Source organism: Campylobacter sp. RM12637, assembly GCF_020137645.1.
In the GTDB taxonomy this organism is placed as follows: Bacteria; Campylobacterota; Campylobacteria; order Campylobacterales; family Campylobacteraceae; genus Campylobacter_E.
Genome location: NZ_JACGAV010000001.1, coordinates 133,054 through 154,463, shown reverse-complemented (window position 1 = coordinate 154,463; position 21,410 = coordinate 133,054). Strand labels below are relative to the sequence as shown.

At 27.6% G+C, this 21,410-nt stretch carries 26 protein-coding genes and 1 tRNA gene; 23 read left to right on the top strand and 4 right to left on the bottom strand.

Annotated features, from left to right (window positions below):
* Positions 1 to 2: 2 nt before the first annotated feature.
* Positions 3 to 617 carry a YggS family pyridoxal phosphate-dependent enzyme gene (locus tag AVBRAN12637_RS00765; RefSeq protein ID WP_336612216.1) on the top strand — a complete coding sequence of 205 codons (615 nt, stop codon included), beginning with the start codon at positions 3 to 5 and terminating at the stop codon, positions 615 to 617.
* Positions 618 to 940: 323 nt separating this feature from the next.
* On the opposite strand, the gene galE is transcribed toward AVBRAN12637_RS00765, so the two are convergent.
* Together galE and truD are read right to left on the bottom strand one after the other, a co-directional pair.
* Positions 941 to 1,927, bottom strand: a complete 987-nt coding sequence (gene galE / locus AVBRAN12637_RS00760) for a UDP-glucose 4-epimerase GalE (protein WP_214115893.1) — start codon at positions 1,925 to 1,927, stop codon at positions 941 to 943.
* Positions 1,924 to 3,009 carry a tRNA pseudouridine(13) synthase TruD gene (truD, locus tag AVBRAN12637_RS00755; RefSeq protein WP_214115891.1) on the bottom strand — a complete coding sequence of 362 codons (1,086 nt, stop codon included), beginning with the start codon at positions 3,007 to 3,009 and terminating at the stop codon, positions 1,924 to 1,926. The genes galE and truD overlap by 4 nt, the downstream gene beginning before the upstream one ends.
* 64 nt (positions 3,010 to 3,073) lie before the next feature.
* On the opposite strand from truD, the gene AVBRAN12637_RS00750 reads away from it, so the two are divergent.
* The 14 genes from AVBRAN12637_RS00750 to AVBRAN12637_RS00685 all read left to right on the top strand — a co-directional run bounded on the left by AVBRAN12637_RS00750 (position 3,074) and on the right by AVBRAN12637_RS00685 (position 13,102).
* Positions 3,074 to 3,700 (top strand): DUF5644 domain-containing protein, encoded by a 627-nt coding sequence (locus AVBRAN12637_RS00750; RefSeq protein WP_214115889.1) that lies wholly within the window; start codon positions 3,074 to 3,076, stop codon positions 3,698 to 3,700.
* Positions 3,697 to 4,332: an HdrB C-terminal domain-containing protein gene (locus AVBRAN12637_RS00745; protein ID WP_336615160.1), complete on the top strand. Its 636-nt coding sequence runs from the start codon at positions 3,697 to 3,699 to the stop codon at positions 4,330 to 4,332. Before AVBRAN12637_RS00750 ends, AVBRAN12637_RS00745 begins: the two co-directional genes overlap by 4 nt.
* On the top strand, positions 4,329 to 4,655 hold the full coding sequence (locus tag AVBRAN12637_RS00740; protein ID WP_336615159.1) for a hypothetical protein: 327 nt from the start codon (positions 4,329 to 4,331) through the stop codon (positions 4,653 to 4,655). Before AVBRAN12637_RS00745 ends, AVBRAN12637_RS00740 begins: the two co-directional genes overlap by 4 nt.
* Positions 4,645 to 5,199: an RsmD family RNA methyltransferase gene (locus AVBRAN12637_RS00735; protein ID WP_214120018.1), complete on the top strand. Its 555-nt coding sequence runs from the start codon at positions 4,645 to 4,647 to the stop codon at positions 5,197 to 5,199. The genes AVBRAN12637_RS00740 and AVBRAN12637_RS00735 overlap by 11 nt, the downstream gene beginning before the upstream one ends.
* A 98-nt stretch (positions 5,200 to 5,297) precedes the next feature.
* A complete protein-coding gene (locus tag AVBRAN12637_RS00730) occupies positions 5,298 to 5,612 on the top strand; it encodes a F0F1 ATP synthase subunit C (protein WP_214115881.1) in 315 nt (104 codons plus the stop codon).
* A gap of 27 nt (positions 5,613 to 5,639) precedes the next feature.
* A tRNA-Leu gene (locus AVBRAN12637_RS00725) sits at positions 5,640 to 5,724 on the top strand.
* Positions 5,725 to 5,754: 30 nt separating this feature from the next.
* A complete protein-coding gene (locus AVBRAN12637_RS00720; RefSeq protein WP_214115879.1) occupies positions 5,755 to 6,120 on the top strand; it encodes a chemotaxis response regulator CheY in 366 nt (121 codons plus the stop codon).
* 2 nt (positions 6,121 to 6,122) lie between these two features.
* Positions 6,123 to 6,950 carry a 50S ribosomal protein L11 methyltransferase gene (locus tag AVBRAN12637_RS00715; protein ID WP_336608453.1) on the top strand — a complete coding sequence of 276 codons (828 nt, stop codon included), beginning with the start codon at positions 6,123 to 6,125 and terminating at the stop codon, positions 6,948 to 6,950.
* Positions 6,943 to 8,796 carry an ATP-dependent zinc metalloprotease FtsH gene (ftsH, locus tag AVBRAN12637_RS00710; protein WP_214115875.1) on the top strand — a complete coding sequence of 618 codons (1,854 nt, stop codon included), beginning with the start codon at positions 6,943 to 6,945 and terminating at the stop codon, positions 8,794 to 8,796. The genes AVBRAN12637_RS00715 and ftsH overlap by 8 nt, the downstream gene beginning before the upstream one ends.
* A complete protein-coding gene (locus AVBRAN12637_RS00705; protein ID WP_214115873.1) occupies positions 8,793 to 9,380 on the top strand; it encodes a hypothetical protein in 588 nt (195 codons plus the stop codon). Before ftsH ends, AVBRAN12637_RS00705 begins: the two co-directional genes overlap by 4 nt.
* Position 9,381: 1 nt before the next feature.
* Positions 9,382 to 10,110, top strand: coding sequence for a CDP-diacylglycerol--serine O-phosphatidyltransferase (gene pssA, locus AVBRAN12637_RS00700; RefSeq protein ID WP_214115871.1), 729 nt, complete (start codon positions 9,382 to 9,384; stop codon positions 10,108 to 10,110).
* 5 nt (positions 10,111 to 10,115) lie between these two features.
* Positions 10,116 to 10,853, top strand: coding sequence for an NYN domain-containing protein (locus tag AVBRAN12637_RS00695; RefSeq protein WP_214116012.1), 738 nt, complete (start codon positions 10,116 to 10,118; stop codon positions 10,851 to 10,853).
* 54 nt (positions 10,854 to 10,907) lie between these two features.
* Positions 10,908 to 12,419 carry a 2-isopropylmalate synthase gene (locus tag AVBRAN12637_RS00690; protein WP_214120014.1) on the top strand — a complete coding sequence of 504 codons (1,512 nt, stop codon included), beginning with the start codon at positions 10,908 to 10,910 and terminating at the stop codon, positions 12,417 to 12,419.
* On the top strand, positions 12,419 to 13,102 hold the full coding sequence (locus AVBRAN12637_RS00685; protein ID WP_336612212.1) for a hypothetical protein: 684 nt from the start codon (positions 12,419 to 12,421) through the stop codon (positions 13,100 to 13,102). The genes AVBRAN12637_RS00690 and AVBRAN12637_RS00685 overlap by 1 nt, the downstream gene beginning before the upstream one ends.
* Before the next feature lies 1 nt (position 13,103).
* Here AVBRAN12637_RS00685 and AVBRAN12637_RS00680 read toward each other — a convergent pair whose 3' ends face one another.
* The gene (locus tag AVBRAN12637_RS00680) at positions 13,104 to 13,733 is read right to left on the bottom strand and encodes a thiamine diphosphokinase (protein ID WP_214150232.1); all 630 of its coding nucleotides are present in this window, start codon (positions 13,731 to 13,733) and stop codon (positions 13,104 to 13,106) included.
* Positions 13,730 to 14,338, bottom strand: coding sequence for a nicotinamide riboside transporter PnuC (gene pnuC / locus AVBRAN12637_RS00675; RefSeq protein ID WP_336606832.1), 609 nt, complete (start codon positions 14,336 to 14,338; stop codon positions 13,730 to 13,732). The genes AVBRAN12637_RS00680 and pnuC overlap by 4 nt, the downstream gene beginning before the upstream one ends.
* A gap of 160 nt (positions 14,339 to 14,498) precedes the next feature.
* Between pnuC and rpsO the strand changes: the two genes are divergently transcribed.
* Genes rpsO through AVBRAN12637_RS00635 form a run of 8 tightly spaced genes read left to right on the top strand, consistent with a single transcriptional unit; the run spans position 14,499 to position 21,362 of the window.
* Positions 14,499 to 14,771, top strand: a complete 273-nt coding sequence (gene rpsO, locus AVBRAN12637_RS00670; protein ID WP_214115856.1) for a 30S ribosomal protein S15 — start codon at positions 14,499 to 14,501, stop codon at positions 14,769 to 14,771.
* 29 nt (positions 14,772 to 14,800) lie between these two features.
* Entirely contained in the window at positions 14,801 to 15,214 is a 414-nt protein-coding gene (gene ybeY, locus AVBRAN12637_RS00665; RefSeq protein WP_239803392.1) for an rRNA maturation RNase YbeY, read from the top strand.
* A 49-nt stretch (positions 15,215 to 15,263) separates the two neighbouring features.
* A complete protein-coding gene (yajC, locus tag AVBRAN12637_RS00660; protein WP_214115855.1) occupies positions 15,264 to 15,554 on the top strand; it encodes a preprotein translocase subunit YajC in 291 nt (96 codons plus the stop codon).
* On the top strand, positions 15,554 to 17,140 hold the full coding sequence (gene secD / locus AVBRAN12637_RS00655) for a protein translocase subunit SecD (RefSeq protein ID WP_214115854.1): 1,587 nt from the start codon (positions 15,554 to 15,556) through the stop codon (positions 17,138 to 17,140). The genes yajC and secD overlap by 1 nt, the downstream gene beginning before the upstream one ends.
* Positions 17,140 to 18,114 carry a protein translocase subunit SecF gene (gene secF / locus AVBRAN12637_RS00650; protein WP_214115853.1) on the top strand — a complete coding sequence of 325 codons (975 nt, stop codon included), beginning with the start codon at positions 17,140 to 17,142 and terminating at the stop codon, positions 18,112 to 18,114. Before secD ends, secF begins: the two co-directional genes overlap by 1 nt.
* The gene (locus tag AVBRAN12637_RS00645) at positions 18,114 to 18,458 is read left to right on the top strand and encodes a DUF6394 family protein (RefSeq protein ID WP_214115852.1); all 345 of its coding nucleotides are present in this window, start codon (positions 18,114 to 18,116) and stop codon (positions 18,456 to 18,458) included. Before secF ends, AVBRAN12637_RS00645 begins: the two co-directional genes overlap by 1 nt.
* Before the next feature lie 10 nt (positions 18,459 to 18,468).
* Positions 18,469 to 20,889 (top strand): leucine--tRNA ligase, encoded by a 2,421-nt coding sequence (gene leuS / locus AVBRAN12637_RS00640; RefSeq protein ID WP_214115851.1) that lies wholly within the window; start codon positions 18,469 to 18,471, stop codon positions 20,887 to 20,889.
* Positions 20,886 to 21,362: a hypothetical protein gene (locus AVBRAN12637_RS00635; RefSeq protein ID WP_214115850.1), complete on the top strand. Its 477-nt coding sequence runs from the start codon at positions 20,886 to 20,888 to the stop codon at positions 21,360 to 21,362. Before leuS ends, AVBRAN12637_RS00635 begins: the two co-directional genes overlap by 4 nt.
* Positions 21,363 to 21,410: the final 48 nt, after the last annotated feature.

The window sequence follows — 21,410 nt, the reverse complement described above, 5'->3', positions numbered from 1 at the left end:
AAATGACTTATTTAGAACTAAAAGAAAAATATAAAGATATAAGAATTATAGCGGTTAGCAAATACACAACAGATGAGAAAATAATGGCTTTACATAAATTAGGACAAATTGAATTTGGCGAAAACAAAGTGCAGGATTTAGCTAGAAAAAAAGCTGAATTATCAAGTGATATTAACTGGCATTTCATAGGAAATTTGCAAAAAAACAAAGCTAATTTACTTATAAAAACAAAGCCTGTTATGTGGCAAAGTTGCATTAATTTAGACCTTGCAAAATATGTTGATGCTAGACTTGATTATGAGTTAGATACATTGCTTGAGATAAATGTGGCTAACGAAGATAGCAAGGCTGGTATTAATCCAAGTAAAGCGATTGATGAGTATTTAGCGATTAAACAAAATTGTAAATTCATAAAGCCTGTAGGGGTTATGTGTATAGGTGCTATGAGCGATGATATTAAGCAAATTATTAAGAGTTTTGATTTGTGTTATAAGATTTATGATGAGCTTAAAAAAGATGGAGCTAAGATTTGCTCTATGGGTATGAGTAGTGATTATGAAATAGCTATTAAAAGTGGAGCAAATATGATACGCTTAGGCAGCGTGCTATTTAATTAATGAAATAAATTTTCATTTTATAAGATAAGTTTTTATAGTTTTAGTTATCTTAATTTTTATATAAAATATTATTAAATAATAAGAGCTATTTCAAGATATTATTTTTTTAGTTTTATATAAAGTATTGATTTTAAATTCCAAAATCTTTAATATCGTAAATATTGTTTATTACAAATACAAAATAAAATATATAAAAGCTCTAAAATATCTTTATATTTAAAATATTGAAATTAACAATATAATACTAATTTGCTTTTTATTTTAAAGTATTATCTCCTATTTTAAATTCTTAAAATGTATTGAATTTAAAATAGGAATTGAGTTTATATTTTTAACTCCCATTCATAAGCACTTTTGCAAATTAATTCAAGGTTGTCGTTACTATATTTCCAGTCTGTTAAAGAAGTTATTTTTTTATTAGATGCTACAAGTGAGCTAGGATCTCCTGTGCGTCTATCTGCCATTTCTACTTTAAAATCATTACCACTGATTTTTTTCATAATATCAATTACTTCTTTTACGCTAGTTCCTTTTGAGTACCCAACATTAAAGGCTTGACTTGTTTTTTGGTTTTTTAAATATTTTAATGCTTCAATATGTGCGATAGCCAAGTCATCAACGTGTATATAATCTCTTACGCAAGTTCCATCAGGGGTATTATAATCATTACCATATAAATACATTTTATCTCTTTTATTAGCAGCACATTCAGCAGCTATTTTTATAAGTAAGCTAGATTTACTAAATTGACCTAAAGGTGCAATTAGGCTTGCCCCTGCAACATTAAAGTATCTTAATGCTATGAAATTAAATTCTTTCTTAGCATTTGATAAATCATTTAATATATATTCGCCTATTAGTTTTGTTAAACCATAAGGATTTATAGGATTTTTTGGAGTATCTTCTGTGATTAATTCATTAGTTTTTGGTTCTCCATAAGTTGCAGCAGAACTTGAGAAAATAAAATTATTAATATCGTATTTTTCACAAATTTTTAATAAATTAATCATATTTGATACATTATTATCATGATATTTTAATGGATTTTGTGTGCTTTCAAATACGCTAGTATTAGCTGCAAAATGCACTACACAATCTATTTTATTATTGGTTACTATTTGTTCTAATAGTTCTAAATTTCCAAAATTTCCTTCGTAGAATTTAAAATTATCAAATTTATTTAACACTTCTAAAGCCCTTGCATTTCCAGTGCTAATATTATCAATACCTATAACTTTATAATTATTCTTTAAAAAATGATAACTTGTAATTGAGCCAATATAACCTGCTGCACCTGTAATTAAAATCATTCTTCGTTCCTTTCTAAATGTATTATTTCATCAAGCACGACTGTTGCGTATGAGCCTTTTTGTAGGCTAAATTCAAGGCTAAGTTGTGCTAATTCTTCATTATAGTTAATTTTTTCATCATTTGTGTAAGTCCATAAATATCTTCTTGAACCATTTTGAGTTTTTAATAAATCAAAATAATCTTTATATATGCTATTTTCAATTTCACCTAAAAAACCTTCATTTAATTTAGGTTTATTTCCTAGTATCAATCCAGAAGGGCTAATATCTCTTGCTAAAAATCTTTTTAAACCATCTTCTAAATTCTCATTAAATACCTTGCCGTAAGGATAATGCTCATATATTTCATTATCAAATAATTTAAAAAATTGCTCTTGTTTTTTTAGATTTTCAACTAAAGTTTTATCTTTATAAAGTGCTAATAATTCTTGTTTAGAAAAATCATTGCTAAATCTTGAAATTTCTATTCTTTTTGATAAATATGTGTTGAATAATTCGCTTTGAAATGCAGAAATTAAAAAGTTATTTAATTTATTATTTTTAAATTTTAATTCGTTTTTTAATATTTCTAAGCCTGTTTTTGCATTATCATTATCTTTGCCAAAACGCTGATAGCCATAATAATTAGGAAAGCCATTTTCTTTAATATTTGTAAAAATTTGCTCAATCTTTAAGGCGTCAATTTTATTAACTTTTTTTAATCTTATAAAAAATGAATTACCTTTTAAATGTCCGATTTTTAATTTATTATTGTGTAAAAAAGTATCAATAATTTTACATTTTTCGTGAGAAAATTTAGCTAATTCTTTCTCGTATTTTTTAGGCATTGAAATGTATTGAAATGTAAGTCCTTGCTTGTCTTTAAGACCTGCGTAACCAAAATCTTTTGCTTTAATTCCTGTTGCTGCACTTAAATCTTTTAAAAGTTCATTTGTGCTTAAATCTTTCTTTTGTATATGTAAAATCAAATGCTCTCCAGAGCCACTAAATTCGTATAATGGTATTTCACGCACTACGAAATCGCTAGAATTTTTTGAAAAATAAACATTGATTTTTGAATGAGTGTTTGCTCTTAAATACATATTAAATCCTTTTAATAATTTATAACATTTTTTTGATATAAATTAGTAAAAAAGGAATTTTGTTATGAGAAGTTTTATTTTAAGAGTATTTAGATTTGATGCTAGTAGAGATTATGAGTTTTACTATAAGCCATATGAGATTAATTTAAAAGACATTAACGATAGTTCTACACTTTACGATGTTTTAGGATTGGTAAAACAACAAGATAGATATTTTAATATGCCAGATTGTAATGAATTTGTAAGGATTGAAAATAAAGTTTTATCACTTAATACAAACATAAATGAACTTATTAAAAAATTTGGAAATGATTTTTGTGTAAGTGCAATTGATTTAAAAAGGGCAAAGCTTGATTTAATGTGTGATGATAGTGATTTTATAAAAGTTTTTGATTATTTTAAAAATATTTGCAATGCAGATGATTATAAAGATTATTTAACTTATAAATTTTTATATTATGCAAGTGATATTCGTGAATATAATGATGAATTTTTAGGTGATAGTGCGTTTGTGTTTGCAAATAAATTATTAGAAAAATATCCTAATAAAAGAAAAGATATTTTAGATATTGTTTTTGATAAGGAAAAAGGAATTGAGTATAGTGTAAGTTTAAAACCATTTTTATATAGTGATTATGAAAAATATGAAGAAATTAAAAATTCTTTAAAACATCAAAAGGAGATTAGATGATAACTTTAATAAATGATGATTTTAATTTTTCTAATTTATTAAAAGGTGATTATAGAAAAACCTATGTAAAAACACCTAGTTTTATGAGTGAATATAAAGCAGATGAATATAAAAAAGAATTTGATTCTTGTTTAGGAGAGATGAATTTAATCTGCGATACTAGTATTTTAGATTATGCAAAGAAAAATTATAAAAACGCTTCTTGTGTTATTCAAGATTTACAAAATATAGAAATTAAAAACGATTTTAATGGTTTTAATGTAGCTGTTTATCGTGGTTTTACCATTGATTTGTTTTTACATTTTTTAAAAAAGACTAAGGCAAAATTAATAAATTATGAAACTCAAGAATTTGAAAATGGTTTTAGATTTTTAGAATTTGATAAGCAAATAGCTTATAAAAAAGCAGCTAAGATAGTTTTAGATGCTTATGATAGCGGTGCTGATTTTTTAGTAGTTGGCGATAGTTTAAGCTTTAAAATGTTTGATACTTTAAGTGGCGAATTACAAAAAGTATCTAATAGAGATTTTAGTGATTTTTATATTTTACATATGGCTGAGTTCATAGCTTTAGCTAATGGTAATATTCCAGCTAGTCTTAAAGAACATAAATTAAAGGTTAGTTTGGTATGAAAATAGCCATTGCGTGCAAAGATATTTTATTAGAAAAGACTTTAATATTATTTTTACAAGATTATTTAGCAAATAAAAAAGATTGCGATTTTTTAATCACTGATGAAAAATTAATGCACGCAAAAAAACCACAATTTATAATAGGTTTTAATAATGCACATTTAAAATTGCCTTTTAGTAAAGAGCAATTAATTGATGCTTTATATGAGTTTTCAAGCACAATAAATCAAGATAATAATAAGGTTTTAAGTTTTGAAGAAAAACTTGATAAATTACTTAATAAATTTAAATACGATTTACTTCAATTAATGTATGAAAAATAATGTTTTAAGAGTTCAGAGCGGTTTTTTAAAAGGTAAAATTTTAGAAAATCCATCAAAAGATACTACAAGAGCTACAAAAAGTATAGTTAAGTCTTGTGTTTTTAATGTTTTAAGAGATGAATTAAGGGAATATGTTTTTATAGAAGCATTTGGCGGTAGTGCTAGTATGGCGATTGAGGCTATTAGTAATTATGCAAAAAAGGCATTTGCTATTGAGATTGATAAATTAGCGTATAAAAGTGCTTTAAAAAATACAAAAGATTTAAATATAGAAGTTTTAAATGACGATACTTTTAAAGCTTTACCTAATATTATTGCCAAATTACAAAATGAAAAAACTATTCTTTATTTAGACCCGCCATTTGATATTAGAGATGGTTTTAGCGATGTATATTTGAAAATCAAGAATTTATATGAGAATTTAGATTGTGATATTGTCATTATAGAGCATTCTAGCAAGGTTGAATTTGCATCTTTAAAATATACCTTATTTAAGGTAAAAAAATTCGGCAACACAACTCTTAGTTTTTTTACTAGGTCTTAATTTATTTACTTTAGCTTAATAGAATATAGAGCATAATTTTTTTAGTAGGGATACGCAAGCCGAAAGGAAAATTATATATATTTTTATTAGGAGATTTTATGAAAAAGTTTTTATTAGTTTTACTTGCTTTTTCTAGTGTTGCTTTTGCTGCAGAAACTGAAATCGGTAGCGAGTTATTAAAAGCTTGTTCTGTTTTAGCTGCTGGTATTGGCTTAGGTGTTGCTGCACTTGGTGGTGCTATTGGTATGGGTCATGCTGCTGCTGCGACTATTGCAGGAACTGCTAGAAACCCTAGTTTAGGTGGTAAATTATCAACAACTATGTTTATTGCTATTGCGTTAATTGAAGCACAAGTAATTTATGCTCTAGTTATTGGATTAGTATTATTATACGCTAACCCATTTTTAGGATAATTTTAGGCTACTTTTGTAGCCTTTTTTGCGTTTATGGTGGAATTGGTAGACACGCTATCTTGAGGGGGTAGTGCCAACAGGTGTGCGAGTTCAAGTCTCGCTAAACGCACCATGAAAAATAATATTATAAAAGGATTTTGAAGTGAAATTATTAGTAGTAGATGATAGCTCTACAATGAGAAGAATTATTAAAAATACTTTACAAAGATTAGGTCATGAGGATGTTTTAGAAGCTGAACATGGCGTGGAAGCTTGGGGATTGTTATGTGCAAATAGCGATATTGATGTTTTAATAACAGATTGGAATATGCCTGAAATGAATGGTCTTGAACTTGTTAAAAAAGTAAGAGCTGAAGCTAAATATGCAGATATGCCAATCATCATGGTAACTACTGAAGGTGGTAAAGCAGAAGTTATTACAGCATTAAAAGCTGGTGTTAATAACTATATAGTAAAACCTTTTACTCCACAAGTATTAAAAGAAAAATTAGAAGATGTTTTAGGATAATTATGCGTAATACTTATCAAGAATTAGTTATTAAAACAAATAATTTGGAGTTTATTAGTGATTTTGTATTTGCGTTTGATATTGATGCAATTGAAGAAAAAAATGATGAATTAATTGTAAGAAGTGATAATAATCTTGATGATTTAGTTTTTGCGTTAGGCGAGTTAAAACAAAAACTTAATGATGCTAATTTAAATATTAATCTTACTTATGAACTTTGTGAAAAAGAGAATAAGGATTGGATTAATGAATATAAGAAAAATATAAAGCCAATTTTAATAGATAATATATATATACATACTACTTGGCAAGAGCCTAAAGCAGGCTATGTAAATCTAAAAATAGACCCAGCTTTAGCTTTTGGCTCAGGTCATCATGAAAGCACAAATTCTTGTGTTGAATTTTTGCAAAAATATTATAAAGGTTGCAAAACAGGTCTTGATGTAGGATGTGGTAGTGGAATTTTATCTTTAGTTATGGCTAATTATGGCATTAGTGTTGATTCTTGTGATACTGATGAATTAGCAATTATGAGTACTAAAAATAATTTTGAGTTAAATAATCTTAAAATTAATAACATTTGGCAAGGTTCTTGCGATAAAGCCAAAAAGAAATATGATTTAGTAGTAGCAAATATAATTGCCGATGTGATATTAATTATTAAAAATGATTTGATAAAAAGTCTTAATGAGAACGGAGTTTTAATTCTTTCTGGTATTTTAAATACTTATTCTGAAAGGATTAAAAGTCAATTTTCTTCACTAACTTTAGTTGATGAGAAAATAAAAGGAGATTGGCTAACTTTAGTTTATAAGGTGAAAAATGAATAATAATGAAAATAAGAATTCTAATAAAAATCCAATAGTTATATTTTTAATTTTTTCACTATTGGTATTTGGTGGGTTTTCTTTATTTTTTGAAGAAGGTGGAATAGCTGATAATGGAAATAAAATAAGTTATTCTGACTTTAAGAAAAAAATAGAGACAGGTGAAATAACAAAAGTTCAAATAGGACAAACTCAAATAAAAGGTAGCGGGCTTAACTCTAGTTATACTGCAAACTTAGTAAGAGATTCAAATCTTACTACTTTACTTGATAGTAAAAATGTAAATTACACATCTTATTCTGAAAATAACTTTTTATCTAATTTATTATTTACTTGGATAATTCCAATTTTTATATTTTTTGCTATTTGGGGATTTATTACAAACAGAATGCAAAAGAAAATGGGTGGCGGAATTTTAGGAATTGGAAACTCAAAAAAATTAGTAAATTCTGAAAAACCAAAAGTAAAATTTGATGATGTAGCAGGTGTTGAAGAAGCAAAAGAAGAAGTAAAAGAAATAGTAGATTTTTTAAAATATCCAGAAAGATATATTAAATTAGGTGCTAAAATTCCAAAAGGTTTATTATTAGTTGGACCTCCAGGCACAGGTAAAACTCTTTTAGCAAAAGCAGTTGCAGGTGAAGCTGATGTTCCATTTTTTAGTGTTTCGGGTTCAAGTTTTATAGAAATGTTTGTAGGTGTTGGCGCTAGTCGTGTTAGAGATTTATTTGAAAACGCTAAAAAAGAAGCTCCGGCAATTATTTTTATAGATGAAATTGATGCTATTGGTAAATCTCGTGCAGCAGGTTCACATATGGGCGGGCACGATGAAAGGGAACAAACTTTAAATCAGCTTTTAGCTGAAATGGATGGGTTTGGTTCAGAAAGCCCTGTAATTGTATTAGCAGCTACAAATAGACCTGAAGTGCTAGATGCAGCATTACTTAGACCGGGTCGTTTTGATAGACAAGTTTTGGTTGATAAGCCAGATTTTAAAGGAAGATGTGATATTTTAAGCGTTCATATGAAAGATGTAAAAATTGCTAAAGAAGTTAAAGTTGAAGATATTGCAAGACTTACGGCAGGACTTGCTGGGGCTGATTTGGCAAATATAATAAATGAAGCTGCATTACTTGCAGGAAGAAATAATAAAAAAGAAGTAGAGCAAGGCGATTTAACTGAAGCAGTTGAAAGAGCTATTGCAGGACTTGAGAAAAAATCAAGAAGAATAAGTGATAAAGAGAAAAAAATTGTAACATATCACGAATGTGGACATGCTTTAATAGCAGAGACAACAAAAGGTGCTAAAAAAGTTACAAAAGTTTCTGTTATTCCTAGAGGTTTAGCAGCTCTTGGTTATACTTTAAATACTCCTGAAGAAAATAAATTCTTAATGCAAAGACACGAGTTGATTGCAGAAGTTGATGTTCTTTTAGGTGGTCGTGCAGCTGAGCATGTATTTATTAAAGAGATTTCAACAGGTGCTAGTAATGATTTAGAAAGAGCAACCGATATTATAAAAGCAATGGTTTCTATGTATGGTATGAGTGATATTGCTGGACTTATGGTTTTAGAAAAACAAAGAAATCAATTCTTAGGTGGTGGTCAAACTATCAAGGATTATTCAGATGATATGGCTCATAAATTAGATGAATATGTTAAAAACTTACTTGATGAGAGATTTAAATCTGTTGTTGCTACTTTAGAACAATATAGTGGAGCAATTGAAACAATGGTTGAAAAACTTTATGAAAAAGAAGTAATAGAAGGTAGTGAAGTAAGAGAAATAATTAAAAATTATGAAATAGAAAATAATTTTGAAACTAGATTAAGTGAGATAGAAAAATGAATTTAATAGCAAATTGTGGAAAAAAGATAATATTAATTGCTTGGATAATATTTATATTATTTACTTTAATATTTTCTTTTTCTTGTTTGTTATTTTTAATTTTAGTATTACTACATTTATTTTATAAAAGGGTTGAGAGAGAAATCACTGATTATGATAATAATACTATAGTAAGTCCAATTGATGCAAAGGTAGTTGGAATATATGTTGATGAAGATAATAAAAATATAGTATTAACTTTAGAAAAAAATTATTTTAGCTTATTTTTAAATTCTTCAGAAGTTAGAAGTGTGATAAAGTCTGAAGATATTTATAAAAAGCAATTTAATGGTTTAAAATATAATGATAATTTTTATTCTAATGCTACTGAAATAGTATTCAATAAAGATATTTCATTAATTTTAAAACCTGCTAGGTATTGTGTAAATTCTTTTTATGACATAAAAAAAGCTTTTAAAGGTCAAAGAATTGGATTTTTTTCAACAGGATTAGTTGATATAAAATTACCATATAATTGCACTTTATTAGTTGGAATGCACGATAAAATCTTAGCTAATGCAGATATTGCAAAGATTGGAGAATAAAATGGAAAAAAATTCTCATAAATTAGCTTATATTTTACCTAATTTATTTACAGCAGCATCTATATTTTTAGGCGTTTTAAGTATTTTAGCGTCTATTAAAGGCGATTATGATAAAGCTATGATTTTAATTATAGTAAGTTTGATTTGTGATGGCCTTGATGGTCGTGTGGCAAGACTTACAAATACAGCTTCAAAATTTGGAGTAGAATTTGATAGTTTAGCTGATATTATTGCTTTTGGAGTTGCACCTGCAGTACTATTTTATTTTAATTTAGGTCAAGAGTATGGAAGACTTGGTTCTCTTGCTATGGCTGTTTTTATAATATTTGGTGCAATTCGCTTAGCTAGATTTAATGTTACAACAGGCACATATGACCCAAGAGTTTTTATAGGTCTTCCAATTCCAACAGCTGCGGTTGTTTTAGGTATTTGGGTTGTGTTTTATAAACACCATTTTGATAATAATTCATTTATAGAAATTTTTATTATATTTCTTACATTTTTATTATCATTTTTGATGGTGAGCAATGTAAGGTATCCAAGTTTTAAAAAAATAGAATTTCAAAAAGCAAATATTTTAAAAGCTTTAGTAATTTTAATTTTTATTTGTTCTCTTATATATTTACGCCCTTTAGAAATTTTTACCTTAATAATGAGTGCTTATGTTATTTATGGTTTATCAAGAGCAATTTATAATTTATATATAAAAAAGATTAAAAAAGTAGGATAAATATGTTGGATAATAGTAGCGTAGCAGTATTTATAGATGCAGAAAACATACCTGCTAAATATGCTAGAGAAATATTTGACTACGCTTCTAATTATGGAAATGTTATTATTAAAAGAATATATGCTGATTGGAGTAAAGAAAATATTCAAAATTGGCGTGAAAAAATATTTGATTATGGCATTATTGCAATGCAGCAATTTTCTACTTCATCGGGTAAAAACTCATCTGATATGTATCTTACAACCGAAGCTTTAAGCATATTTTATGAAAAACAAATAGATGTTTTTGTTATAGTTTCAGGTGATAGTGATTATACGAGTTTGGCTCAAAAATTAAGAGAAAACAAAAAATTAGTAATTGGAATAGGGACTAATAAATCTTTAAAATCATATGTAAATTCATTTAATGAGTTTTTTTATTTGGATAATGAAAAAGTTAAAAGTAGTGATAAAGACAGATTAAAAGCAATTCCAAAAGAACAATTAAAAGAATTAGAGCAAATAATAGATAATTTAATTGATGAAAAAACTAGAGCAGAATATGCAGTAATAAATACATATATGCAGAAAAAATATTCTGATTTTCACGCTAAAAATTATGGTTTTAGTAGTTTTAGACAATTAATTGAGAATTTTATTTTAAAACATAAGGAATATCAAGAAAAAGTATCTGATGATAGATGTACTTATTATCTTGTGAAAAATTCTACACTCCTTCGCCCAAACAAGGGCGATATAGACTAAAAATTTATTAATAATACATATACTAACAATACATTAAATTAAAGGAAAGAAAAAATGAGTGAAAGAATTATAATATTTGATACAACTTTAAGAGATGGTGAGCAAAGTCCAGGTGCTTCAATGAATACAGAAGAAAAAATCCAAATAGCTTTAGCGCTTGAGCGTTTGGGTGTTGATGTTATGGAAGTAGGGTTTGCAGCATCTAGTCCAGGAGATTACGAAGCGATTAATAAAATTGCACAAATTATTAAAAACTCAAGCGTTTGTTCTCTTGCAAGATGTGTAGAAAACGACATTATTCAAGCAGGTAAAGCGCTTGAGCCAGCAGCTAAAAAACGCATTCATACTTTTATTGCGACAAGTCCAATTCATATGGAATACAAGCTTAAAAAAACTCCAGCAGAAGTTTTAGCAACTGCAGTTAAGAATGTAAAATTAGCTAAGAGTTTATGTGATGATGTTGAGTTTTCTTGTGAAGACGCTTTAAGAAGTGATGTAAATTTTTTAAAAGAAATGGCTGATGCAGTTTATGAAGCAGGTGCAAGGACATTTAATATCCCTGATACGGTTGGATATAGATTACCTGATGAGATTTATAAGGTATTTAAAGAAATTAGCGATTATACAAAAGGAAGACTTATAGTATCAGCACACAATCACAATGATTTAGGTTTAGCTACTGCAAATACACTTGCTGCTATTAAAGGTGGTGCTAGACAAATTGAAGTTACTCTAAATGGCTTAGGTGAGCGTGCAGGAAATGCTGCTTTAGAAGAAGTTGTGATGGCTTTAAAGGTTAGAGCTGATGAATTAGGCGAGTTTTATACCACAATTAATCATAAAGAAATTTATCCATCAAGTAGATTATTATCAAACATAATCGGTGTAAATCCACAACCAAATAAAGCAATAGTAGGTAAAAATGCCTTTTCTCACGAAAGTGGAATTCATCAAGATGGCGTGTTAAAACACCCTGAAACTTATGAGATTATGAAAGCTAGTGATATAGGCTTAGTTCAAGATAATTTAGTTTTAGGAAAACATAGTGGAAGAGCAGCGTTTAATGATAAATTAAAATCTCTTGGCTTTACATTAGATACTGATGAGTTAAATCGTGCATTTGCAGAGTTTAAAGACCTTTGCGATAAGAAAAAAGAAGTATTTGATGAGGATTTAATAGCAATAGTGGCTGCTGATAAGATTAAAATAGAAGAGAAATTTAAGCTTATAAATCTTCAAGTAAGCGATTGTTCATCAGCACTTGCGACTGCTGCTGTTACTATGGAGTGCGATGGAGAAATATTTAGCGAAGCAGCTATTGGAGATGGTGTAATTGATGCGGTATTTAAAGTAATTGATAGAGCTAGTAAGGTAAATGGTAGCTTGCTTGATTATAAGGTTGATGCAGTTAGTAAAGGTAAAGATGCTTTAGCTCAAGTTAGTGTAAAAGTTAGCTTTGAAGGTCAGCGTGCAATCATTGGTCACGGGCTTGACCTTGATACCATGAAAGCTAGTGCTAAGGCATATTTAGGTGCATTAAATAGCTATATTTCAATGAATAAATGATGAAAAAAGTTATAGAATTTGTAACGGAATTTAATAAGTTTGCTAAGGATAATTCCTTAGCACTTATAGAATTAGAACAAGCAAATTTCATAGCTAGTGCAAAAGACACTCTAAATCTTAGTAATATTGTAAAAAATATTATTTCTATTAAATTTTATAACCTTTATAAAGGAATAATTTTTTCTGATTTAGATTTATTTGTAGATAGAATACAAATATCACAATTTAGCCTAATTGATAAAAAACATATGTTGCTTTTATTAATAGCTAGTAGAAGTGAAAAATACGCTCAAACTCTAACCAGCAGTTTAAGAGAAGATGAAAGAAAATTTCTTAATACTTATCTTAAAAAAACTAAGGAATTTGTAAATTATGTATTGGATAAAAACAATAAAGACGAAATAGCTTTATTTTTATATGATTTAAATTCTTTTAGAAAATACTTAAAAAAAGATGAATTTTTAATGCCTACGAAAATTTCTAATGCTTTTAATTGGGTTAAAAAAATTGATGATAAAAATATTTTAGATGAATTAGAAAATAGTAAAAAATCATTATTTTTATCAAGAAGAAAATATTATGATAAATTAAATATATATGAAGATGTTGTGAAAGATTATAAAAAATATGAAAAAAAATTAGATTTAATTATTAAAGAGTTTAAATCAAATTCTAATTTATAAATTAAGTAAAATTCAAATATACTAAGAGTTCTTTATTATTATGATTTTTGATACTAAAAGTATTGCCTAATGCTTCGTTTAAAGTCCCACTATTTAGATATTTAAAATTAAAATTATTTAGCTCATATTTAAGGTTTTGTGAGCTAAATTTAGCTCTTTTATCAAGGCAAAATAATGATATTTGCTGACCTTTATAAGAATTAGCAGTAAAATCAGTATTTTTTATAAAAAATTCCCCGTAATTTGTGATTAGTTTTAGATTTATTGTCTTATTAAAGCGATTTTTTAATTTAAAATATTGAAACAATAAAGCTATATTTGCTATAAAATGATCATCTCTTTTGCCCCCAGCACCAAGGATAAAAATATCACTAAAATCCATTGATAAAGCGTATTTATAGGCTTTTGTTAAGTCATTTGTGTTTTGATTTTTTACTTTAATTATTTTTGCTTTTGTTTTTAGATTTTGAAAACTATCTAAATCCCCAATAATTACATTAGGCTCATAATTATTAGCCAAAAGCAAATTAGCAGCCCCATCACAAGCTATTAAAAAATCAGCATTTTTTAGATAATTTAAGGTTATTTTATTGGTGCAAAACTCCCCATTAGCCATAATCACGCAAGTCATTTTAAATCCTTTTTCCAAGAAAATAAGTAAATAATACCTAAGATAAAAAATAAAATCATAAGCATTAATACAGCTAAATTAGAACTATCTTCAATGTAAAGAATAGTCCAAATATAAATAGAAGCAATGTTTGAAATACTTATATAAATATAATGATTTATTATTTTTTTTAGACTTAAAATAGTTGCTATAAGCCCACTTGAGAATATAAAGCTTTCAAGATAAATAAATCTTGATTCTAAATTCTGTAAATAAAAAGAATAAAAATAAGCAATAATAAAAATTGCTATATAAATTAATATGAAATTTTTCAAGCTTAAAGTCTTAATTAAAGTATTTTTATTCCAATAAAAATAGCCATAAATCATCATAGGAAAATAGCATAATAAATACAAAAATACTTCTCCAAAAAGTCTATTTATATAAGCAATATAAGCATAAATTAAAGCATTAAATACACCTACAATAAAGCATAATTTATTTTTTACTCCCATTAATAATACATATAAAATTCCAGTAAAAAGAGCAAAAAAGTTTAAAACATTTGAATTGGTAAAATAAGCAAAAGCTAAACTAAAAATAAGCGAAGTTAAAAATAATCTCATAATATCTCCTTAATCAGCATTACCTGTCCAAGTTCAATGGGTTTAATCTCAGCTAAAAGCACCCCAAAAAAATCTTATTATAATTATAAAAATTAATAATCTTATTAATCAATTTGTTTTATAATCACAGCTTTTAATTTACACCAATTTGGAGGTCAAAATGGCTTTGGATTCGGCAAGAAAAGCTGAAATTATCAGCAAATATGCAAGATTTGGTGGCGACACAGGTTCGTCTGAAGTTCAAATTGCTTTACTTACAGAAAGAATTGCAATATTAACAGAACACTTAAAAGTATTTAAAAAAGACTTTTCATCAAGACTAGGACTACTTAAATTAGTTGGTCAAAGAAAAAGACTTTTAAAATATTTAAAAGCTACAAAATACGATGTTTATGTTAAATTAATTAACGAATTAAACATTAGAGATAAATAATTCTTAGCCCCTTTTTGGGGCAAAATACTATGATTTTATACGATAATTTAGAAGAAATTACCTACCTTGAAAAACTAGCAAATCGTCTAAGCTCTAAAGATATTGAGCTTGTTTTAACTAACAATGATGAAATGCAAGAAATCAATAAAAATACAAGAAATATTGATAAAACTACTGATGTTTTAAGTTTTCCACACGATAATTCTTTTTTAGATACTAATTTTTTAGGCTCATTAGTTATTAATACCGAACTAGCAAAAACTAAAGCTTGTGAATTAGGGCATAGTTTAGAAGATGAAATATCTTTATTATTTATTCATGGAATGTTACATTTATTAGGGTATGACCACGAAATAGATAATGGCGAAATGAGAGCAAAAGAGATTGAGCTAATAAAAGAATTTAATTTACCAACAAGCCTTATAGTAAGAACTTTAGATTAAATCTTTTTATGTAGAATGATAACTATTTTATTTTTTAAAAGGATATTCTATGGAACAAAATGCTTTAGTTCAATTTTTACCATTAATCGTATTATTTGCGATTTTTTATTTTTTAATTATTCGCCCACAACAAAAACAAGCAAAAGCACATAAAGAAATGCTAAATTCACTTACTAAAGGTGATAAAATAGTTACTAATGGTGGTTTAATTGTTGAAGTTGTAAAAGCTGAAGATGATTATTTAAAAATTAGATTAAATGATGATGTTGTTGCTAAATTAGATAAAAATTTTGTAGCTAGAAAAGTAGAAAACACAAATAATTCGGAAGCAACAAAATAATGCGTAATCAAAAAACAAAAAGTATCACATATCGTTTTTATGTTTTAGTTTTTGTTACACTTTTTGGCATATTTTTAAGTGTGCCAAGCTTTTTTTCTATAAATGGTCCTAAGATTAATTTAGGGCTTGATTTACAAGGCGGACTTCATATGCTTTTAGGTGTAGAAACCAATGAAGCTATAAAGTCTAAAGTAAAATCAATCGCTTCAAGTATTAATTATTCTTTTAATAAAGAAAATATTTTAACTGATGGATTTAAAAGTAATGATGGTGTAATACATTTTGAACTACTAGATAAAGATGATACTGCTAAAGTAGATAAAATAATTAAAGAACTAAAAGGCTTAAAAGTTAGTGTTAATAATTCTTTTTATGAGATTACTTTAACACCTGAAGAAGAAGTTCAAACTGCTAAATTTGCAATAGATCAAGCTGTAGAAACTATTAGAAATAGACTTGATTTATTTGGGCTTTCAGAGCCAACTGTTGCTAAACAAGGTGAAGATAAAATCTTGGTTGAAATTCCAGGCGTAAAAACTGCTGAAGATGAGCAAAGAGCTAAAGATTTAATAGCTAAAGCCGCACATTTACAACTAATGGAAGTAGATAGAGCTAAGGCTGATCAAGGCAATATGTTAAGCCCTGAAGAAGCAGCAAGTTATGGAGATATTATTTTACCTGATGTAAAAGATAAAAATATTAAATATGTTTTAAAAGAATTACCTATTTTAGATGGCTCTATGTTAATTGATGCTAGAGTAGGATTTTCTGATAAAACTGCTCAACCTGTTATTAATTTTACACTTAATTCAGAAGGTGCAAAAATATTTGGAGATTTCACAGGTAAAAAAGTAGGTCATCAATTGGCAATAGTTTTAGATGGTAAGGTATATTCAGCTCCTAGAATTAATGAAAGAATAGGTGGTGGTAGTGGACAAATTAGTGGAAATTTCAGTGTTGAAGAAGCACACGATTTAGCTATCGCACTAAGAAGTGGGGCTTTATTAGCACCTGTTAAATTACTTGAAAAAAGAAGCGTAGGACCAAGTTTGGGTGCTGATAGTATTGAGCAAAGTTTAGTTGCACTTTTAGGTGTATTTTTGATGATTGTTGTTTTTATGGGAGTTTATTACGGAATTAGTGGTTTGTTTGCAAATATTGCTTTAATTTCTAATATATTCTTATTAGTAGCAGTAATGGCACTTTTTGGAGCAACGCTTACTCTTCCTGGTATGGCTGGGATTGTTCTAACCGTCGGTATGGCTGTAGATGCGAATGTTATTATTAATGAGCGTATTAGAGAGCTTATAAGAGATGGCGTTAATTTAAGAGATGCTATAAATAATGGTTATCATAACGCAATGAGTGCGATTTTAGATAGTAATCTAACTACTTTAATTACAAGTGCTGCATTATATGCTTATGGAACTGGTGCTATTAAAGGATTTGCTGTTACTATGAGTATAGGAATAATTGCATCTATGATAACAGCAATTATAGGAACTCATGCTTTATTTGATTTATTTGCTAATAGAATTGAAAAAAGTGGCAATACAAGACTTTGGTTTGGTTATAGGAGAGTGTGATGCAAGTATTTTCTAGTAAAAAAATATATGATTTTATGAGGCTTAGATTTGCATCTATTGGCTTATCTTTTGTTTTAGTTATTGGCTCTATTATTTTATTATTTACACAAGGTCTAAATTATGGAATTGATTTTAGTGGTGGGACTTTAGTTCAGATAAAATACACTAATAAAAATGCTCCTTTAGATGATATTCGTAATATCTTAAATCAAAATGAAGCTTTAAAAGGTGCTAGCGTTACGGAATTTGGAAGTAGTGATGAAGTAGTAATTAGATTTTCAAGTTCAAGTGATAGTTTAGGTAAAGATGTAGGAGATACTATTGTAAAAATGTTATCTTCAACAGGCGATATTGAGCTAAGAAGAGTTGATATTGTTGGACCAAAAGTTGGTGGAGAATTAAGACAAAAAGGTTTAATGGCTATTTTAGTATCTTTTGCACTTATTTTAGTGTATATAGCTATTAGGTTTGAATGGCGTTTTGCTATGGCTGCAATTATTAGTGAAATTCACGATATTGTAATAGTTATTGGAGCGATTTCTCTTTTTCAAATTGATGTTAATCTTGATACTTTAGCAGCTATTTTAACCGTTTTAGGCTATTCACTAAATGATACAATTATTATTTTTGATAGAATTCGTGAAAGCATAAAAGAGAGTAAAAGCACTAATTTAGGTAGCATTATTAACGAAAGCGTATCAGCAACCTTATCAAGAACAACTCTTACATCAGGAACAACACTCTTTACGGTTTTAATTTTGTTTTTTTATGGTGGAGATATGATACACGGCTTTTCTCTTGCTTTAATAGTTGGGGTTATTGCAGGAACTTTAAGTTCAATTTTTGTAGCAAGCCCACTTTTAATGTGGTTTAATTTTAGCGTTAGTAATTATAGAACTAAAGAGCTTGATAAAATCAAGAAAAAAGAAGAAAAAGAACGCCTAAGAGCAATGTATGAAAAAGGACAATTATAATGGATTTTGGAAGAGTAATTCATATATTCTTTACATTGATGAGCTTAACTACAACGGCTGGCTTTTTATATTATCAAAGCCCTGTGGCATTATTTATAGCAGCTAGCATTAATTTGGTTTCAACACTTTTAAAAATTGGTGTTAGAAATATTTTAAGCACAGAGATTTTTGCAAGTTCACTTGTAACTGATGTGCATTTAATAATAGCTTTTGTTTTAACTCAAATTTATGGAACTAGTATGAGTGATTTGGTATATAGTATGACAATAGGTGCTGTAATATCAAATATATTTACACTTATTTTAGTATTGATTGAAGCTATTAAAAATAAAGATGAATTTTAAGGACTAATTTATGTACAACGCAAAAGAAGTTGAGAAAAAATGGCAAGAAATTTGGGATAAAGAGAATTATTACGAACCTAGTAATGATTTTAGTAAAGAAAAAAAATATATATTATCAATGTTTCCATACCCAAGTGGTAAAATCCATATGGGACATGTAAGAAACTATGCAATAGGTGATGCTTTAGCAAGACGCTTTAGAACTATGGGCTATAATGTTTTACACCCACTAGGGTTTGATAGTTTTGGTATGCCTGCTGAAAATGCTGCTATAAAATATGGGCTTCATCCTAAAAAATGGACTTATGAAAATATTGATTATATGAAAAAAGAGCTTTATTCTTTAGGTTTTTCGTTTTCTAAGACAAGATTGCTTGCTACAAGTGATGAGATTTATACTAAATTTGAGCAAGAAATTTTTGCAAAAATGTATGAAGCAGGTCTAATTTATACAAAAAAAGCTAATGTAAATTGGTGTGATAATGATAAAACCGTTTTAGCAAACGAACAAGTTGAAGATGGCAAATGCTGGAGATGTGGTCATGAAGTAGAGCAAAAATCTATGAATGGCTATTATGTAAGAATTACAAAATATGCTGAAGAATTATTAAAAGATTTAAAATATTTAGAAGATAAATGGCCAAATCAAGTTTTAACAATGCAAGAAAACTGGATAGGCAAAAGCGATGGATTGGAATTTGAATTAGATGTATCAAGTTCTAATAAAGATTTAGATGGATTAAAATTTAGTGTATTTACAACCCGTGCTGATACGATTTTCGGACTTTCTTATTTTGCTTTAGCACCTGAACATGAAATTACTAAAAAAGTTTTAGAAACTAATTTAATAAGTGAAAATGATAAAGACAAAATTAAAGCTATGCAAAATATGAGTGCTAAAAATAGAGCTCAAAGTGAAAAAGAAGGCGTATTTTTAGGTATTTATGCAATTCATCCAATAACTAAAGAAAAATTACCTGTATGGGTAGCAAATTTCGTTTTAGCTGATTATGGTAGTGGTGCTGTTATGGCAGTTCCAGCTCACGATGAAAGAGATTTTGAGTTTGCTAAAAAATATAATTTAAATATAAAATATGTAATAAATGGCGAAAATAAAAAAGATAATGAGCCTTTTACTGAATATGGAATTTTATTTGATAGTGCAGAATTTAGTGGCTTAGATAGTGCTAGTGCTAGAATTGCAATTGCTAAAGAATTTGAAAATAGAAAAATCGGTAAAAGTATAATCAATTATAAATTAAGAGATTGGGGTATATCTCGTCAAAGATACTGGGGAGCTCCTATTCCGATTGTTAAATGCGATACTTGTGGAAGTGTAGTTGAGAATAACTTGCCTGTAGCTTTACCTGAAGATGTAGTAATTGATGGAGAAGGAAATCCACTTGAAAAACACCCTACATTTAAACAATGTAAATGCCCTAAATGTGGAAAAGACGCAATTAGAGAGAGCGATACAATGGATACATTTTTCCAAAGTTCTTGGTATTTTGCAAGATTTGCAAGTAATCCTAGCAATTGGAATACAAAAGCAATTGATGATGAAGCAAAATATTGGATGAATGTAGATCAATATATTGGCGGTATTGAACACGCGATTTTACACTTATTATATGCTAGATTTTTCCAAAAAGCTTTAAGGGATTTAGGATATTTAAATGTAGATGAGCCGTTTGAACGCTTACTTACTCAAGGTATGGTTTTAAAAGATGGTGCTAAGATGAGTAAAAGCAAGGGCAATACGGTTGATCCTGATGATATTATTAAAAATTACGGAGCTGATACTGCAAGACTTTTCATACTTTTTGCTGCACCACCTCAAAAAGAATTAGAATGGAATGATAGTGCGGTTGAAGGTGCTTATAGATTTTTAAATAGACTTTATGATAAGGCTTTAGGGATTAATGTAGTTGATTTTAGTAATATAAATCACGCAAATCTTAGTAAAGATGATAAATTAGCAAGACTTAAAGTATATGAAGCTTTAAAAAAGGCTGATGATGTATTTAATAAAACTTACGCATTTAATACATTAATAGCTGCTTGTATGGAAGGCTTAAATGCTTTAAATAACGCAAGTAGTGATGAAGTTTTAAGTGAAGGTTTTGCAATAATTTTAAGCATACTTGACCCAATTATTCCACATTTAGCAAGTGAGTTAAGTGAGAAATTATTTAATAGAACAAATATTAAAACTTATGAATTAAAAGAAGAAGTATTTGTAAGCGATACAATAAAACTTGGAATTAGTATTAATGGTAAAAATAGAGCAGAGATTGAAGTTGATGCAAATGCTAATCAAGATGAAATTATCAAAATAGCAAAAGATAAAGCAGCTAAATGGCTAGAAGATAAGATTATCGTAAAAGAAATTTATATTCCTAATAAATTAGTAAATATTGTAATTAAATGAAAAAAATACTTTTAAGTTTTACATTATTTTTTTGTGCTTGTGGCTATGCACCTTTGAATGTAGCCACTAGCAAAATGTTAGGCGAAAGTGTCAATGTAATTACTATTATAAATAAGGCTGAACCTAAAGATAGTATTACTTTAAATGATAATTTTACGAATTATGTAGAACATTATATGCATAAAAGTGTTAGTAAAACTGCAGATAGTAAGATTATTTTAAGAATTCTTAGTAGTGAATTTATACCTTTATATTATGATGAATTTGGATACGCTAAGAGCTATAAAGCTATTATTAGATTAGAATTTAATGTAACTTTTCAAGATGAAACAACTAAAAAAATTATAACTTCAGGCGAGCATATTTTTAATACAAATACAATTAGTGTTTTAAGTGATGAGCAAAAAAGTAGAGCTATTAATTTAGCTAGCCAAAAGGCGTTTAACGAATTTGCTTTAAGAATTATTATGTAGTTAATAATTAATTTTGTTTTGTTAGTATTAAGAAAAAATTTTAAAGAG